Annotated in this window: 12 protein-coding genes; 6 read left to right on the forward strand and 6 right to left on the reverse strand. The window is 57.8% G+C overall.

The genetic code is table 11. The annotated features are described in order from the left end of the window. Positions 1-30: 30 nt before the first annotated feature. The 4 genes from V7747_RS11190 to V7747_RS11205 are packed head-to-tail and all read right to left on the reverse strand — an operon-like array spanning position 31 to position 3,088. On the reverse strand, positions 31-909 hold the full coding sequence (locus V7747_RS11190; protein ID WP_335616120.1) for a DMT family transporter: 879 nt from the start codon (positions 907-909) through the stop codon (positions 31-33). Further along, the gene (hflD, locus tag V7747_RS11195; protein ID WP_335616121.1) at positions 902-1,522 is read right to left on the reverse strand and encodes a high frequency lysogenization protein HflD; all 621 of its coding nucleotides are present in this window, start codon (positions 1,520-1,522) and stop codon (positions 902-904) included. Before hflD ends, V7747_RS11190 begins: the two co-directional genes overlap by 8 nt. Next, complete coding sequence (gene mnmA, locus V7747_RS11200; protein WP_335616122.1) at positions 1,519-2,652, reverse strand: tRNA 2-thiouridine(34) synthase MnmA; 1,134 nt, start codon at positions 2,650-2,652, stop codon at positions 1,519-1,521. The genes hflD and mnmA overlap by 4 nt, the downstream gene beginning before the upstream one ends. 1 nt (position 2,653) lies before the next feature. Next, the gene (locus tag V7747_RS11205) at positions 2,654-3,088 is read right to left on the reverse strand and encodes an NUDIX hydrolase (RefSeq protein WP_335616304.1); all 435 of its coding nucleotides are present in this window, start codon (positions 3,086-3,088) and stop codon (positions 2,654-2,656) included. A gap of 353 nt (positions 3,089-3,441) precedes the next feature. On the opposite strand from V7747_RS11205, the gene icd reads away from it, so the two are divergent. Further along, complete coding sequence (gene icd / locus V7747_RS11210) at positions 3,442-4,698, forward strand: NADP-dependent isocitrate dehydrogenase (protein WP_335616123.1); 1,257 nt, start codon at positions 3,442-3,444, stop codon at positions 4,696-4,698. A 98-nt stretch (positions 4,699-4,796) separates the two neighbouring features. Here the strand turns inward: icd and cspD are convergent, their stop codons facing one another. Next, positions 4,797-5,066 (reverse strand): cold shock domain-containing protein CspD, encoded by a 270-nt coding sequence (gene cspD, locus V7747_RS11215; protein WP_442909241.1) that lies wholly within the window; start codon positions 5,064-5,066, stop codon positions 4,797-4,799. Positions 5,067-5,285: 219 nt separating this feature from the next. Between cspD and clpS the strand changes: the two genes are divergently transcribed. Both clpS and clpA read left to right on the forward strand, forming a co-directional pair. Then, the gene (clpS, locus tag V7747_RS11220) at positions 5,286-5,648 is read left to right on the forward strand and encodes an ATP-dependent Clp protease adapter ClpS (RefSeq protein ID WP_335616305.1); all 363 of its coding nucleotides are present in this window, start codon (positions 5,286-5,288) and stop codon (positions 5,646-5,648) included. Between the two features lie 36 nt (positions 5,649-5,684). Next, the gene (gene clpA / locus V7747_RS11225) at positions 5,685-7,952 is read left to right on the forward strand and encodes an ATP-dependent Clp protease ATP-binding subunit ClpA (RefSeq protein WP_335616124.1); all 2,268 of its coding nucleotides are present in this window, start codon (positions 5,685-5,687) and stop codon (positions 7,950-7,952) included. 71 nt (positions 7,953-8,023) lie between these two features. Here the strand turns inward: clpA and xthA are convergent, their stop codons facing one another. Continuing rightward, positions 8,024-8,839 (reverse strand): exodeoxyribonuclease III, encoded by an 816-nt coding sequence (xthA, locus tag V7747_RS11230; RefSeq protein WP_335616125.1) that lies wholly within the window; start codon positions 8,837-8,839, stop codon positions 8,024-8,026. A 144-nt stretch (positions 8,840-8,983) separates the two neighbouring features. Between xthA and V7747_RS11235 the strand changes: the two genes are divergently transcribed. From V7747_RS11235 to tpx, 3 genes are all read left to right on the forward strand, one after another. Continuing rightward, on the forward strand, positions 8,984-10,690 hold the full coding sequence (locus V7747_RS11235; RefSeq protein ID WP_335616126.1) for an autotransporter assembly complex protein TamA: 1,707 nt from the start codon (positions 8,984-8,986) through the stop codon (positions 10,688-10,690). Between the two features lie 11 nt (positions 10,691-10,701). Beyond that, on the forward strand, positions 10,702-14,391 hold the full coding sequence (locus V7747_RS11240) for a translocation/assembly module TamB domain-containing protein (RefSeq protein WP_335616127.1): 3,690 nt from the start codon (positions 10,702-10,704) through the stop codon (positions 14,389-14,391). A 99-nt stretch (positions 14,392-14,490) separates the two neighbouring features. Continuing rightward, positions 14,491-14,988: a thiol peroxidase gene (tpx, locus tag V7747_RS11245; RefSeq protein ID WP_335616128.1), complete on the forward strand. Its 498-nt coding sequence runs from the start codon at positions 14,491-14,493 to the stop codon at positions 14,986-14,988. Positions 14,989-15,063 lie beyond the last annotated feature (75 nt).

A 15,063-nucleotide genomic window follows, 5' to 3' on the forward strand; every position in this document is an offset into this window, starting at 1 on the left:
TGGCGGAAAAGGCGCAAATCATACACCAATTCACGTGGTTTTGGCCCGCGCGGCTGGCAAGGTGATGCTTAGCAGGCTCGCTACAAAAATCAGCGCGGCGCCAAGCCAGGATGACCAACCCGGCACCTCGCCCCAAAGATACCAGGCAAAGGCGCCGGAAAAGACAATCGCCAGGTAGCTAAGCGGGCCTATCTTGCCCGGTGGCGCCAACGCGTAGGCTTTCGACATGACCAGTTGACTGGTCGTCGCCACCAAGCCAATGGCGAACAGCAGTAGTAGCTGGTGCTGATTGAGTGTCTGCCGCGCCCAAAGCATGGGTATAGCAGATAGCAGCGTAGAGAAGGTCGCAAAGTAGAAGACGATACGACTGGCTGGCTCGCTGTTGCTCATGGCGCGTATCGAGACGAAGGCCGCTGCGGCCAATAAGCTGGCCGCCACGCCGGCGAAGGCCTTGGGTTCGAACAGCGCACCGCTGGGCTTGGCTACCAGCAACACTCCGACAAAGCCAATCAGCACCATGCCGACGATGCGCGGAGTAAGGCTCTCGCGCAGCCACCACCAAGCGAGCAGGGGGGTAAACACTGGTGCTGCATAGGTGAAGACCATGGCGTCGGCCAATGGCAGGTGCGCAATGGCGTAAAAGAAGCAGTACATGGCGCCAAGGCCATAGAAGGTTCGCAAAAAGTGGCTGGTCAGACGCCGGGTGCGAAAGGGCGCAAAACCCTTGATCAGCATTACCGGAAGAAAAAAGAACACGCCTACAAGATTACGAAAAAACACGACGGTTTCGTTATTGACCCCCGAGGAAACCTCACGGATCAGTACCCCCATTACGGCAAACAGCAAGGCGGACAGTGCCAGCAGCAGAGCGCCGTGGCGCGGGTTATCCTGGCGAACCAGCTCAACCACGTAGTAATGCCTTGGTCGCGTCCAGTAGTTTCTTGCGCTGAAACAACAACTGCCAGCGATGGCCGCCGACCTGCCGCCACAGCGTGGCGCCACGGATGCCGGCGAGCAGCAGCGCGCGAATGCGATTGGCGATATCGGGCTGTTGCAGGTGACGCATGTCGCCCTGCACCTGAATGCGCAGGCGCAGGGTGCTGAGCGTGTCCTGGTAAGTCGCGCCGAGTGAGGCCATCACGTTATCGTGCAGAATGCCGAAATGCTCGACCTGCTGGGCGGTCTGGCCAATACGCTGAGCCAGCACTTGCAGCATGTCGCTACGCTTGGCTAACTGTCGCTCCAGCGTCAGCAGGTTCATCACATAGCGCAGGGCATCGCGCTGTAGTGCTGCGGTATCGCGTTCGAGCATGGCTTCCAGCGCTTGCAGCCCGGCGCGAATCTGGTGCGTACTGCCGCCGTACACGCTAATAACATCGTCGGGCGAGGTTATCAGTATGCTATTGGCCAGGCAGGCGGCGGGACCTTCAGCTGCAGAGCCACTGCGTGCGAGTTTGTCGACTTGTATAGCAGCCTCGAATATCGCGCCCAGGGCGATGGCCTGATCACGCAGGCCGCTCATGCAACACGCTCAGCATAGGCGGGTTCTGCGGTTTCGATGACACCACCGCCAAGGCAGACGTCGCCCTGGTAAAGCACCACCGATTGGCCGGGGGTGACGGCGCGTTGCGGCTCATCGAAGACCAGCCGATAACCGTGCGAGGTCGCTTCCAGGGTGCAGGTCTGGTCCGGTTGCCGGTAGCGCACCTTGGCCGTCAGCGGCAACGGCTCACTCAGTGCTGGCTGCGTATTCACCCAGTAAATGCTGGAGCAGCTCAGGGCGCGAGAAAATAGCCAGGGGTGGTCGTTACCCTGGCCGACCACCAATACATTATTGATCAGGTCTTTTTGCAGTACATACCAGGGCTCATCGCCGGCGCCCGGCATGCCGCCGATGCCAAGCCCCTGACGCTGGCCCATGGTGTGGTACATCAGTCCATGGTGGCGGCCTATCACTTTGCCCTCGGTGGTCTGAATGTCGCCAGGCTGGGCAGGCAGATACTGCTTCAAAAAGTCACTGAAGCGGCGCTCGCCAATAAAACAGATGCCGGTGGAATCCTTTTTGCGCGCGGTCGCCAGCTCGTATTTCTCGGCGATGCGCCTTACTTCTGGCTTTTCAAGCTCGCCAACAGGAAACAGCGTGCGGGCTATCTGTGCGGCGCCGACCGCGTGCAGAAAGTAGCTCTGGTCCTTGTTGCCATCAACGCCGCGCAGTAGCACGGTCTGGCCGTCGCGCTCGCCGCGGCGCACGTAATGGCCGGTGGCAATCAGGTCCGCGCCCAGTGCCAGTGCGTAGTCCAGGAAGGCCTTGAACTTGATTTCGCGGTTGCACAGGATGTCCGGGTTGGGGGTCCGGCCGGCCTGGTACTCTTCGAGAAAATGTTCGAACACGTTGTCCCAGTACTCGGCGGCGAAGTTCGCTGTGTGCAGTTTGATGCCGAGTTTGTCACTGACGGCCTGCGCGTCGGCAAGATCGTCCATGGCAGTGCAGTACTCTGTGCCGTCGTCTTCGTCCCAGTTCTTCATGAACAGGCCCTCGACTTGATAACCCTGTTCCAGCAGCAATGCGGCGGAAACTGAGGAGTCCACGCCACCCGACATGCCGACAATGACGCGGGTGTGTTCGGGGGCTTTGTCTGTGTAAGTGTTCATGTCAACGAATCAGGTCCAATGAGTAATGCGGTTTGTTCAGGTAGTCCAGGATGCAGTCAAGTACCAGATGGCTGCGCAGGTGTTGCTGCGCCTGTTGTAGCTCTTCAAGCGTCATCCAGCGTGCTCTTACTATGCCGTCGTCAAGCGGTTGCTGAGCGTCGTGATCGAGCGGCCGGGCACTGAAGCAAGCGCGCTGATAGGTGACGCCATTGGCAGCAGTAAACAGGTAAAGTCCGGTTACCGCGATTAGTTCTACGCGCCAGCCGGTTTCCTCTCGGGTTTCACGGACGGCAGCCTGCAGCAGCGTTTCGCCTGCCTCAAGATGGCCGGCGGGCTGATTTAGTACTCGTTTACCGTCCCGTTCCTCTTCCACAATCAGAAAGCGGCCCTGTCTTTCGACAATGCAGGCAACGGTGAGATGGGGAGTAAAGCGCATGGAGTACCCTCGACAGGTGGCATAGGGTAGCGCAAAGCGACGGTAGGGTGAACTATCACGAAGCTGCATAAAGGCAAGACTAGCATTGACAGGAAAAGCGACTAGGATTCTGATAGTCGAAGGCTTGTAGTGCCTCTTGTAGTGTTACTACAAAAAAGCCTTGGCTTAACGCTAAGAGTCTCTTCTCGCGCGAGCTGGAACGGTATTATGCCTAAGTCTAAGTAAAAAGTGCGTGACATTATGTAGGAAAACTACAACAATATCGCAGCTCAAAATCCGTATTCTTATTCAGAGCCTGCGGGTTACCCGCCTGCAGGTTGCTAGTGACAACGACAACATACACGGAGTCAAAAATGGGATACCAAAAGATCCAGGTGCCGGCTAGCGGCGACAAAATTTCCGTAAACGCCGACCTTTCCCTGAATGTGCCTAACAATCCGATCATCCCTTACATTGAAGGTGATGGAATCGGCGTCGATATTTCCCCCGTCATGATCAAGGTTGTCGACGCTGCCGTCGAAAAGGCCTACGGCGGTGAGCGCAAGATATCCTGGATGGAAGTCTATGCGGGCGAGAAAGCCACTCAGGTTTACGATCAGGACACCTGGCTGCCGAAAGAAACGCTCGAAGCGGTCAAGGACTATGTTGTATCTATCAAAGGCCCGCTGACCACGCCGGTTGGTGGTGGCATTCGCTCGCTGAACGTAGCACTGCGTCAGGAGCTGGATCTGTATGTATGTCAGCGCCCGGTTCGCTGGTTTACCGGTGTACCTAGCCCGGTCAAGAAGCCTGGCGACGTAGACATGATCATCTTCCGCGAGAACTCGGAAGACATCTACGCTGGCGTTGAATTCAAGGCCGGTACTCCCGAAGCCGAGAAAGTCATCAAGTTCCTCACCGAAGAAATGGGCGCTACCAAGATCCGTTTCACCGACATGTGCGGTATCGGCATCAAGCCGGTTTCCGAGGAAGGCACCAAGCGTCTGGCACGCAAGGCGCTGCAGTACGCAGTCGACAACGACCGTGACTCCGTCACCATCGTGCACAAAGGCAACATCATGAAGTTCACCGAAGGTGCCTTCAAAGAGTGGGGCTACGAGATTGCACGTGACGAGTTCGGTGCAGAGCTGCTGGACGGCGGCCCGTGGATGCAGTTCAAGAACCCCAAGACTGGCAAGAATATTGTCGTCAAGGACGTGATTGCTGACGCCATGCTGCAGCAGATTCTGCTGCGTCCGGCCGAGTACGATGTGATCGCCACCCTCAACTTGAACGGCGACTACCTGTCTGACGCTCTGGCTGCAGAAGTGGGCGGCATTGGTATTGCACCGGGTGCCAACCTGTCCGACTCGGTTGCCATGTTTGAAGCGACCCACGGTACTGCGCCCAAATATGCTGGCCAGGACAAGGTCAACCCCGGCTCACTGATCCTTTCTGCAGAAATGATGCTGCGCCATATGGGTTGGGTTGAAGCGGCTGACCTGATCATCAAGGGCACTGAAGGCGCCATCGCCAACAAGACAGTGACCTATGACTTCGAGCGACTGATGGACGGCGCACAGCTGCGCAAGTGCTCTGAGTTTGGTGACGACCTGATCGCATCCATGTAAGACCGAGGTGGGCCTGAGTTTCAGGTCTGCGTCAGGGCAGTAACAACAAAGCCGGCGTACGCCGGCTTTGTTTTTTGCACTGGAAACAAGTAAGGGCGTTAATGGTGCACAGCGGCTTGGGCTGAAACGCCTTCATTTTCCAGTTGTTTCTTGTTAGCTTGTTCAGCCGGAGACTGAATATTGATTGCATGCAATCCCTTTGGGCCCTGGATGATGTCAAATTGTACCGGTTGTCCGGCCTTCAGCGTCTTGTATCCGTCCATCTGGATGGCCGAATAGTGCGCAAAAAGGTCTTCTTCCCGACCGTCAGCTACAATAAAACCGTAACCTTTAGCGTTGTTGAACCATTTGACCTTACCGTTCTCCATACTGCATCCCTCTGATAACTTGTCACGTCATGTGAATGTGCATCGGCTGTTGCTGACCGAAAGTCGGTGGGAAACCTAAATGGTGACTGATCAGTCAAGCACACTTACACTTTTTAACAGCTAATCGAGGTAAGTCAAGCCAGCCTCTGACAACCTGTGTACCAGTACTCACTTTTACGATGAGCGGCCGAGTTACCAATGCAACCAGCCAAACGACAGATGTTTTCAATGACAGATTTTCAACTAACCTTAAATCAGGGGCCAGGCGCGCCGGAGCACGAGGATGATCACGGCCTTGCGGTCGAGACCAGCAAGCCGGAACTGAAGCCGCCATCGCGCTACAAGGTGGTCATGCTGAACGATGACTACACGCCGATGGATTTTGTCGTCGAGGTGCTTGAACGTTTTTTCTCGCATAACCGCGAAAGTGCTACGCAGATCATGCTGAAGGTGCATACTGAGGGTAGGGCGGTGTGCGGTATCTACACCCGGGATATCGCGGAAACCAAGGCGGCAGAAGTGAACGACTATGCGAAGGAATGCCAGCACCCGTTGATGTGTCAGATTGAGCGGGAAGCGTAACAAAGCGATTTTTATCGCGTGAGATGAGGTGGCAACATGCTCAACAGAGATCTCGAGATCACCCTGAACCTGGCGTTCAAGGAAGCGCGCAACAAACGCCACGAATTCATGACCGTAGAACACCTGCTGCTGGCCTTGCTGGATAACCAGGCCGCGGTTGATGTGTTGAACGCCTGCGGAGCCGATATGGACCGGCTACGCCGCGAGCTGACCGAGTTTATCGACTCCACCACCCCCTTGATCCCGAAACAGGATCACGAGCGTGAAACTCAGCCAACGCTAGGTTTTCAGCGCGTATTGCAACGCGCCGTTTTTCACGTGCAAAGTTCCGGTAAAGGCGAGGTCAGCGGTGCCAATGTACTGGTCGCCATCTTCAGCGAGCAGGAAAGTCAGGCTGTGTTCTTTCTCAAGCAGCAGCAAATTGCCCGCATCGACATTGTCAATTTTATCTCCCACGGCATCTCCAAGGTGCAGAGTGGCGAGGAGCCGTTGAGCGACGATCAGGAAGCGATGGACGACGAGGGGGGCGAAGGCGCTACCGCCAGCAACCCACTGGAGTCCTACGCCAGCAATTTGAACGAGCAGGCCCGCAAGGGGCGTATCGACCCACTGGTCGGACGTGCGTCGGAAGTTGAACGCGTCGCGCAGATTCTGATGCGCCGGCGCAAGAACAACCCATTGCTGGTAGGTGAAGCTGGGGTAGGCAAAACCGCTATCGCTGAAGGCCTGGCCAAGCGCATTGTGGATGGCGAAGTACCCGACATTCTGTCTGAAGCCGTGGTGTACTCATTGGATTTGGGCGCTCTGCTAGCGGGAACCAAATACCGCGGCGATTTCGAGAAGCGCTTCAAGGCGCTGCTCAAGGCATTGCGTAAGCGTCCGCATGCGATCCTGTTCATTGATGAAATTCACACCATCATTGGTGCGGGTGCGGCCTCTGGCGGGGTGATGGACGCCTCCAACCTGCTCAAGCCGCTGCTTTCGTCCGGCGAGATTCGCTGCATCGGCTCGACGACATTTCAGGAGTTTCGCGGCATCTTCGAGAAAGACCGTGCCCTGGCGCGACGTTTCCAGAAGGTCGATGTGGTTGAGCCTTCGGTCGCCGATACCATCCAGATCCTCAAGGGTCTGAAAAGCCGCTTTGAAGATCACCACAGCATTCGCTACACCGACGAGGCTCTGAAAGCGGCGGCCGAGTTGGCAGACCGTTATATCAACGATCGCCACATGCCCGACAAAGCTATCGACGTGATTGATGAGGCCGGTGCCTATCAGCGGCTCCAGCTGCCGGAAAATCGTCCGGACTTCATCGACGTGGCGGAAGTTGAAGCAATTGTCGCCAAGATCGCGCGCATCCCGCCTAAGCACGTATCGTCCAGCGACAAGGAATTGCTGAAGAACCTGGAGCGCGACCTCAAGCTGGTTGTCTTCGGTCAGGATACGGCGATTGATGCCTTGTCTACCGCGATCAAACTGTCCCGTGCGGGCCTGAAGTCAGCCGATAAGCCCGTGGGCTCCTTCCTGTTTTCCGGCCCCACCGGCGTTGGCAAAACCGAGGTAACACGCCAGTTGGCCAAGAGCCTGGGTGTGGAGCTGCTGCGCTTTGATATGTCGGAGTACATGGAGCGGCACACAGTCTCTCGGCTGATCGGCGCGCCTCCGGGCTACGTCGGCTTCGATCAGGGTGGTCTTTTGACTGAGGCTGTCACCAAAAACCCGCACTGCGTGCTGCTGCTGGACGAGATTGAGAAGGCGCACCCGGAGGTGTTCAACCTGCTGCTGCAGGTAATGGATCACGGCACGCTGACAGATAACAACGGACGCAAGGCGGATTTCCGCAACGTGATTATCGTGCTGACGACCAATGCCGGCGCCGAGACCATGACGCGCGCGTCCATTGGTTTCACTCATCAGGACCACAGCAGCGATGGCATGGAGGTGATCAAGAAGTCGTTCACCCCCGAGTTCCGCAACCGTCTGGACGCGATCATCCAGTTTGGTCGCTTGACCCACGAGAGCATCAAGTTCGTGGTCGACAAGTTTCTCACCGAACTGCAGGCTCAGCTGGAAGACAAACACGTTCTGCTGGAAGTCGACGAAAGTGCGCGCAATTGGCTGGCCGAGCATGGCTATGATCCGCTGATGGGAGCCCGCCCCATGGCGCGCTTGATTCAGGACAAGATCAAGCGTCCGTTGGCGGAACAGATCCTGTTTGGTGAACTTGCAGAGCAGGGTGGTACGGTGCACATCACGCTGCGTGACGGTGAGCTGGAGATTGAAGTGCCCGAGCCGGAAATGGCCTGAGTTTCAGGTCGCAGTAAAAACGCCCGTCAGCCAAGCTGGTCGGGCGTTTTTTTACATGCGGCGCTTGTGCCTCAGAGGTCGAATCGGCTCCAGATGGGCGCGTGATCGGAGGGCTTTTCCATGCCGCGGATGTCGTAATCGATATCGCTTTCAAGACAGCGGTCGACCAGGCCGCGACTGGCCATGACCATGTCGATACGCAGGCCACGCTTGGGGTTGTCTTCAAAGCCGCGGCTGCGGTAGTCGAACCAGCTGAAGCGGTCGTTTACCTCTGGATTGAGGTGGCGGAAGGTGTCGACCATGCCCCAATCTTTCAGGCGTTGCATCCAGGCGCGCTCCTCCGGCAGGAAGCTGCACTTTCCGGTACGCAGCCAGCGCTTGGCGTTATCGGCGCCAATACCGACGTCGGCATCGGTATCGGAAATGTTCACGTCGCCCATGATGACAATGCGCTGGTCAGCAGTGAAGTCCTGCTCCAGGTGGTCTTGCAGGTCAGCGTAGAACTTTTCCTTGGCGGGAAACTTGATCGGGTGGTCGCGGCTTTCGCCTTGCGGGAAGTAGCCGTTGAACACAATCAACGGCTCGCCGTCGGCACAGGGGATCGCAGCACTGATCATGCGGCGCTGAGCGTCGTCGTTGTCCTGGGGCAGGCCTTTGCGCACCCATAGCGGCTCAGTGCGGCAGAGCAAAGCAACGCCATAGTGGCCCTTCTGGCCATGGAAAAACACGTGGTAGCCAAGCTCCTGCACCATCTCGAGGGGGAACTGAGGGTCGTCCACCTTGGTTTCCTGCAGGCCGATCACCTCTGGCGCGTGGCGCGTGACCAGTTCGCTCAGTTGGTGCGGGCGGGCGCGCAGGCCATTGATGTTGAAGGAGACTAATTTCATGACTATTTCCTGAATGCGTGAACTGGCGCCGGTTGCCAGCCGTCGATAGCGAGATGAAAGATTACAATAAAATCAGGCACAAAGCCCCAGTTAGACACCGCCAGCATGTTAGCATTGCTCGGCTGCAAAGTTCAGGAACGACCCATGGTTCGATTCACTCCACCGCTAGCGCTGCTTTTGCTCACACCCGCCGCCTGGGCTGACCTCGAGGTGCAGGTGGAGCCGGCAAAGCGTGCGGTTAAGGAAAACATCGAAGCCTACATTGGCCCGGTCGAAGCCGGCAGCCGAAACGAGTTGCGCCGCCTGTTCGATCACGCTGACGAGCAGGCCACCCTGGCAGCGCAAGCGCTGGGCTATTACCACACCCGCAACTACCTGCATTTTTCTGGCACTGAAGACGATCCCACGCTGATTATCAAGGTCGATCTGGGCGCACCGGTACGGCTAAATGAAATCAGCATTGATATCCAGGGAGAAGGCCGAGGTACCGACGCCTTTGCACTGACGCTGCCCGAGGCCCTGGCGCCCGGCAAGCGCCTCAATCATGGTGATTACGAAAACATCAAGACCCAGATAAGCAACCGTGCGCTGCAATACGGTTACTTTTCCGGGCAGTACCTGCAGCACCAACTGCGCGTTAATCCGGACGCCAACCAGGCCGATATCGATATTCAGTATCTCACTGGGCAGCGTTACAAATTGGGCGAGGTGACCTACTCGCAAACCCTGTTCAGTGAAGACCTGCTTGATCGCTTCATTCCCTTTGAACCGGGCGTTCCCTACGATGCTGAGTTGATCGGGCAGTTCAATCAGGACCTGCTGTCCAGCGGGTATTTCAATGGCGTGCAGGTCATTGCGCCGGCTGAGAAGGCCGTGGGTGATGTGATACCGGTTGAGGTTACCCTGAGCGAGCGGGACCCTCACTCGTTGGGTTTTGGTGGAGGCTTCTCTACCGACGTGGGCGTGCGCGCCAAGGCGACCTGGGATCAACATTGGCTCAACCCGCAGGGCCACAGCCGTGGCGCCAGTGCCGAACTCTCAACGCCGCGCCAGGAAATCAGCGCTTTTTATCAGATTCCGTTAGACCCACCTTTGACCAGCAGTTTGCGCTACTTTCTGGGGTGGCAACACGAAAACATTGACGACGTTGAAACCCGCAGCCTTGCTGCGGGTGCGGAGCTACGCAAGCGCTTGGACAGTGGTTGGGAGCGTACGCTGGGGCTGCGCGTGCAGAATGAAATTTTCTCGCTGGGCGACGATTCGGGCACCAGTACCTTGTTGATTCCGAGCCTGGGCATGCAGCGCACCAAAACCTCAGGCGGTATTGATCCGGCCAAGGGCTACAGCTTGCTGTTTGACGTGCAGGGCGCGAAGAAGGGACTCATCTCTACAGTGGATTTCGCACGGGTGATGGGGCAGGCGAAGGGCTTGTACACGCTGTTTGATCGGCACCGCCTGCTGGGGCGCTTGCAATTGGGGGCGCTGGCTACCAATGACTTCAGTAATATCCCGCCATCACTACGCTTCTTCGCTGGCGGCGATCAGAGTATTCGCGGGTACGCCTACCAGACGCTATCGCCTGTCGACAGCACGGGTGAAAACGTCGGTGGACGTTACTTGATGACCAGTACTGCCGAATACCAGTACGAATTCATTGACCGCTGGCGCGCTGCCACCTTCGTTGACTACGGCAACGCGGTGGACTCGCCAACCGACCCGCTGAAAACCAGTGTTGGTTTGGGCATCCGCTGGGTTTCGCCTATCGGGCCGCTGCGGGTAGATGTGGCTCGCTCACTGTCCGACCCGGATGAAGGCTTTCGCATCCACTTTTCCATGGGGCCCGATCTCTGATGCGTCTGGCAGTGAAAATTCTCTTCCGCACAGTGCTGGTACTGCTCGTGCTGCCCCTGTTGCTGTTACTGCTGCTGGCCAGCGAAACAGTCAATGAGTGGCTGTTTGCGAAAGCTGAGGCACTTGAGCCACGCCTGCAACTGGAGTATGTCAGTGGCGACCTGTGGCAAGGCTGGCAGTTTGCGCACATTGGCTGGCAAGACACCGCGCTGGAGTTGCAGATAGAGCAGCTCGACTTTGCCTGGTCACCGTCTTGCCTCTTCGGTATGAGGCTGTGTATCGATCGCTTGCACAGCCAGAGCATTACCGTGGTGTCGCAGCCAGTTGAGCAGTCTGAGCCAAGTGAACCCTTCACGCTGCCGGATCTGCAGCTGCCACTGGGTATTGAATTGGGTGATGTACGTATCGACCGTATATCCCTTGATGGTGAAAACGCTCTACTCAGTGATTTGGTGCTGCGCGCGGACGCCGATGGTGACCGGCTTACCATCACGCGTTTTTCTGGCGTCGGCCCTGATCTTGACTGGCAGCTGCAAGGCGACTTGCAGCTGCAGCAGGATTGGCCTCTGACGCTGAGTGGCCGGGTCAATATGCCGTCGGTAGATGGACGTGATTGGCACCTTGATCTTGCTGTTGGCGGAGAGCTGAAACAACAGCTTACCCTGCAGCTGCAGAGCAGTGGTTACCTGACAGGTAAGCTGGAAGGTGAGGTGGCGGCGCTGGACCCCAAGTTGCCAGCCTCCATCCACTGGCGCGGCGAGTCGTTTTTGGCGCTGAACAGCCTGCCGGCCAGCCTGACGTTGAGCAATCTGACGTTGGATGCGCAAGGCAACCTGGACGACGGCTTCCAGCTCTCAGGCGGCTCCAGTCTGCCCGGGCAAGGCGGCAAGGTGCAGATGCAACTCAGTGCATTGGCCCGCGTTACTGGCGTCAGCGACGCCCAGCTGCTGCTGTACGTGAGCGAGCAACCAGAGCGTAAGCTGGAGTTGAACGCGGAGGCCAACTGGGCAGACCTGCTTAGCGCCGACGCTCAGGCAAACCTTGAACAAGCCTTCCCTTGGTACTGGCTGTATCCACAGGATCTGGGCGAAGTCGTCTTGCAGCAGCTCGAGCTGCAGGCCAGCTTGCGCGGCGAGCAGATCGACAGCGATCTAAGTGCGCAACTGAGCGGTGTTGCCGGGCAAACCATCAACGTAGAAATGCGCGCGCAGGGTGATCAGCAGGCGCTTAGCATCGCACCGCTCAAGCTCAGTACCGAGGCCGGCAATCTGAATGGTCAGGTGGATCTCACATTAACGCCTGACATCACCTGGGACGGCCGCTTCCAGCTGCATGAACTGAACCCGGGCATTTTTGTTGCCGAGCTGCCCGGTAAGCTCAATGGTGATCTGACCAGCCAAGGCTCGCTGGCGCAGGACCTACTCCAATTGCAGGCCCAATGGGATGTGGATGGCACGCTACGGCAGCAGCCGCTGAGCGTAGCGGGCAAGCTGAACAAGGCAGCCGACGCTTGGCAAGTGAGTGATCTGCTCATAAGGCAGGGCGAGAATCGTATCAGCGGACAAGGGCAGTGGGGCCCGCAGGTAAAAGGCTACCTGAGTGTTGAGTTGAGGCAACTGGCAACGCTCTGGCCTGACTTGCGTGGTGTGCTGACCGGACGCGCCGACTTCAGTGGCACCGCGCAGGAACCGGGGCTTAGCCTGACACTGTCTGGCGAAAAGCTGGCCTATGCCGAAAATCAGGCTGAGAGTCTTAGCCTGGACGGGCGTGTCAGGCTCACGGACACCCTGCCGGGCGACCTCGCCATCAAGGCTGCCGGACTGCGCAGCGGGGACAATGAACTGGGTGACCTCACCGCGAGCGTGCAAGGCGATCGAGCCAATCACAGTTTGGCGGTAGAACTGTCTGGTGGGCCGGCCAGGGCCAGCCTGCAGTTGCGTGGCAATCTGGATGACACCCGCTGGCAGGGTCGCCTGACCCAGAGCGAACTGGCCTATGAGACGTTTGACTGGCAACTTCAGAATGCAGCGGATCTGCAATACCAACTAGCGACCAGGCGGCTGCAGTTGAGTGAGCACTGCTGGCAGCACGACAGCGCCCGGCTGTGCTTCAACGGCCAGCAGACGCTTATGCCCGAGCGTAAGGTGGATATCACCTTGGATGAATTCGACCTTGCTGCGCTCAAGCCGTGGATGCCGGATGACATCGAATGGCAGGCGCAGCTGAACGCCAAGTTGACGTTCAATCAGGCGGTGGGCAAGGCGCCTACCGCAGACGTACGAATCGCCAGTGAAGACGGCGTGATTCGCGTCTCGGAAGAGGAGCAAACGCTCGACTTCCCTTACCAGCTGCTGGAATTTACGACTTTACTGCAGCAACGCACGGCTGATGCAGCGCTTCGCCTGAGCAGTGAGAGCCTCGGTCGCCTGGATGTGCTTGCCACCGTGCAAGAGCCAGGGGGCAAGCAAAGTGTCAGTGGTACCTACCGGATTTCCGGCTTCAAGCTGGATTTTTTGCGCCCCTTCATTGCCCAGGTGCAGCGCCTGGAAGGAGAGGTGAACGGGCAGGGCAACCTCAGCGGTGTACTGCGTGAGCCTATTGTTGACGGCGAGCTGCACTTGAGTGACGGGCACGTTAGTGGTCCGGCGCTGCCGATCAGTCTTGAGACGCTCAGTGCAGACATTCTCGTGCAGGGGAAGAGCGCGCGCATCGACGGCAACTGGACCAGCGGCGAGCGCGGTACCGGGCGGCTGAGTGGCGTTGTCGGCTGGGCGCCTCTGGATGTTGATTTGGCACTGACCGGCGATGCTCTGCCGGTGACAGTTGAGCCTTACGCTGATCTGCTGGTAAGCCCGGAACTGGACATTGGCCTGCGTAACAACGCCCTGCACGTCTCCGGAAAAATTGCCATACCCGAGGGCAACATCCAGGTCAGAGAGCTGCCGGCACAGGCAGTGAGAGTCTCACCCGATACCGTGATCGTCGGACAGGAAGTCAAGGAAGAGGAGTCAGCATTGGCGATCACCGCACGGGTCCAACTGGTGATCGGTGATCAATTGAAGCTATCGGCTTTCGGCTTGACCGGACGACTGAAGGGGCAGTTGGCGGTGCAGGAAAACATGACCGCCAATGGCGACCTGCGCATTCTCGATGGTCGGATCAAGCGGCTGGGGCAAGAGCTGAAACTGCGCCGCGCCATCCTGTTGTTTTCCGGCCCTATCAGTCAGCCTTACATGAATGTCGAGGCGATTCGAGAGGTGGACGATGTGATCGCCGGTTTGCGCCTGACCGGGAACGCCACCAGACCAACCTCGGAAATATTCTCCGAGCCCGGCATGTCACAGCAGGAGGCTATGTCCTATCTGGTGTTGGGCCGGCCTCTAAGTCAGGAAGGCGACAGCAATCTGGTGGGCCAGGCGGCGCTGGCGCTTGGCCTGGCGGGGTCCGCGCCGGTGACTCGGAAGATCGGTGATACCCTTGGATTGGACGATTTTGCTGTTGAGTCGGAGGGCACTGGCACCGATACCCAGGTCGTCGCCAGTGGCAGCATTACCGACAAGCTCAGTGTGCGTTATGGGGTCGGGGTGTTCGAGCCCGCCAACCAGTTGGCGCTGAGGTATGACCTGACCAAGCGTTTATATCTGGAGGCCATCAGCGGCTTTGCCAGTTCGCTGGATTTCTTCTATCGTATCGACTTCTGAACTACTCACTGCTCATTATTGCGGCGGTGCATTACGCGCCGTCGGTTCGCCCAGAGCGACATCACCATCCTGTGCCAAAGGCACATACAAGGAGTCATCATGTCTAGCGTCACAATGCGCGGTAACCCGATTTCCATTGGCGGTCAATTTCCGGCCAAAGGTGACAAGGCGCCGGCTTTCAGCCTGGTAGCCAAGGACCTCTCCGACGTCAGCCTCGCCAGTCTGACCGGCAAGCGCAAGATTCTCAATATTTTCCCAAGCGTAGATACCCCCACCTGCGCTACTTCTGTTCGCACGTTCAACGCCAAGGCCAGCGCGCTGGAAAACACCGTTGTACTGTGTATTTCTGCGGATCTGCCCTTTGCTCAGGCACGCTTCTGCGGCGCCGAAGGGTTGGACAGCGTGGTCAACCTGTCGACCATGCGCGGCAGCGAATTCATCCGTAACTATGGCGTTGATATCGAGAACGGTCCGCTGGCCGGCTTGACTGCCCGTGCGGTAGTGGTTCTGGACGAGGACGATAAGGTACTGCATAGCGAACTGGTCAGCGAAATTGGCAATGAGCCGAATTATGACGCTGCGCTGGCTGCACTCTAAGTAAATAAACTGCATGTAAACGGCGCCCTTTGTGGCGCTGTTTAGATGGCTTCAGGTGTCTCTCAGAGTTCGACA

This window comes from Halopseudomonas sp. (genome assembly GCF_036960865.1).
In the GTDB taxonomy this organism is placed as follows: domain Bacteria; phylum Pseudomonadota; class Gammaproteobacteria; order Pseudomonadales; family Pseudomonadaceae; genus Halopseudomonas.

Coding starts and splice junctions, on each gene's coding strand:
- hflD (WP_335616121.1), bottom strand. CDS start 1,522: ATGAGCGGCCTGCGTGATCAGGCCATCGCCCTGGGCGCGATATTCGAG.
- mnmA (WP_335616122.1), bottom strand. CDS start 2,652: ATGAACACTTACACAGACAAAGCCCCCGAACACACCCGCGTCATTGTC.
- V7747_RS11205 (WP_335616304.1), bottom strand. CDS start 3,088: ATGCGCTTTACTCCCCATCTCACCGTTGCCTGCATTGTCGAAAGACAG.
- icd (WP_335616123.1), top strand. CDS start 3,442: ATGGGATACCAAAAGATCCAGGTGCCGGCTAGCGGCGACAAAATTTCC.
- cspD (WP_442909241.1), bottom strand. CDS start 5,066: ATGGAGAACGGTAAGGTCAAATGGTTCAACAACGCTAAAGGTTACGGT.
- clpS (WP_335616305.1), top strand. CDS start 5,286: ATGTTTTCAATGACAGATTTTCAACTAACCTTAAATCAGGGGCCAGGC.
- clpA (WP_335616124.1), top strand. CDS start 5,685: ATGCTCAACAGAGATCTCGAGATCACCCTGAACCTGGCGTTCAAGGAA.
- xthA (WP_335616125.1), bottom strand. CDS start 8,839: ATGAAATTAGTCTCCTTCAACATCAATGGCCTGCGCGCCCGCCCGCAC.
- V7747_RS11235 (WP_335616126.1), top strand. CDS start 8,984: ATGGTTCGATTCACTCCACCGCTAGCGCTGCTTTTGCTCACACCCGCC.
- tpx (WP_335616128.1), top strand. CDS start 14,491: ATGTCTAGCGTCACAATGCGCGGTAACCCGATTTCCATTGGCGGTCAA.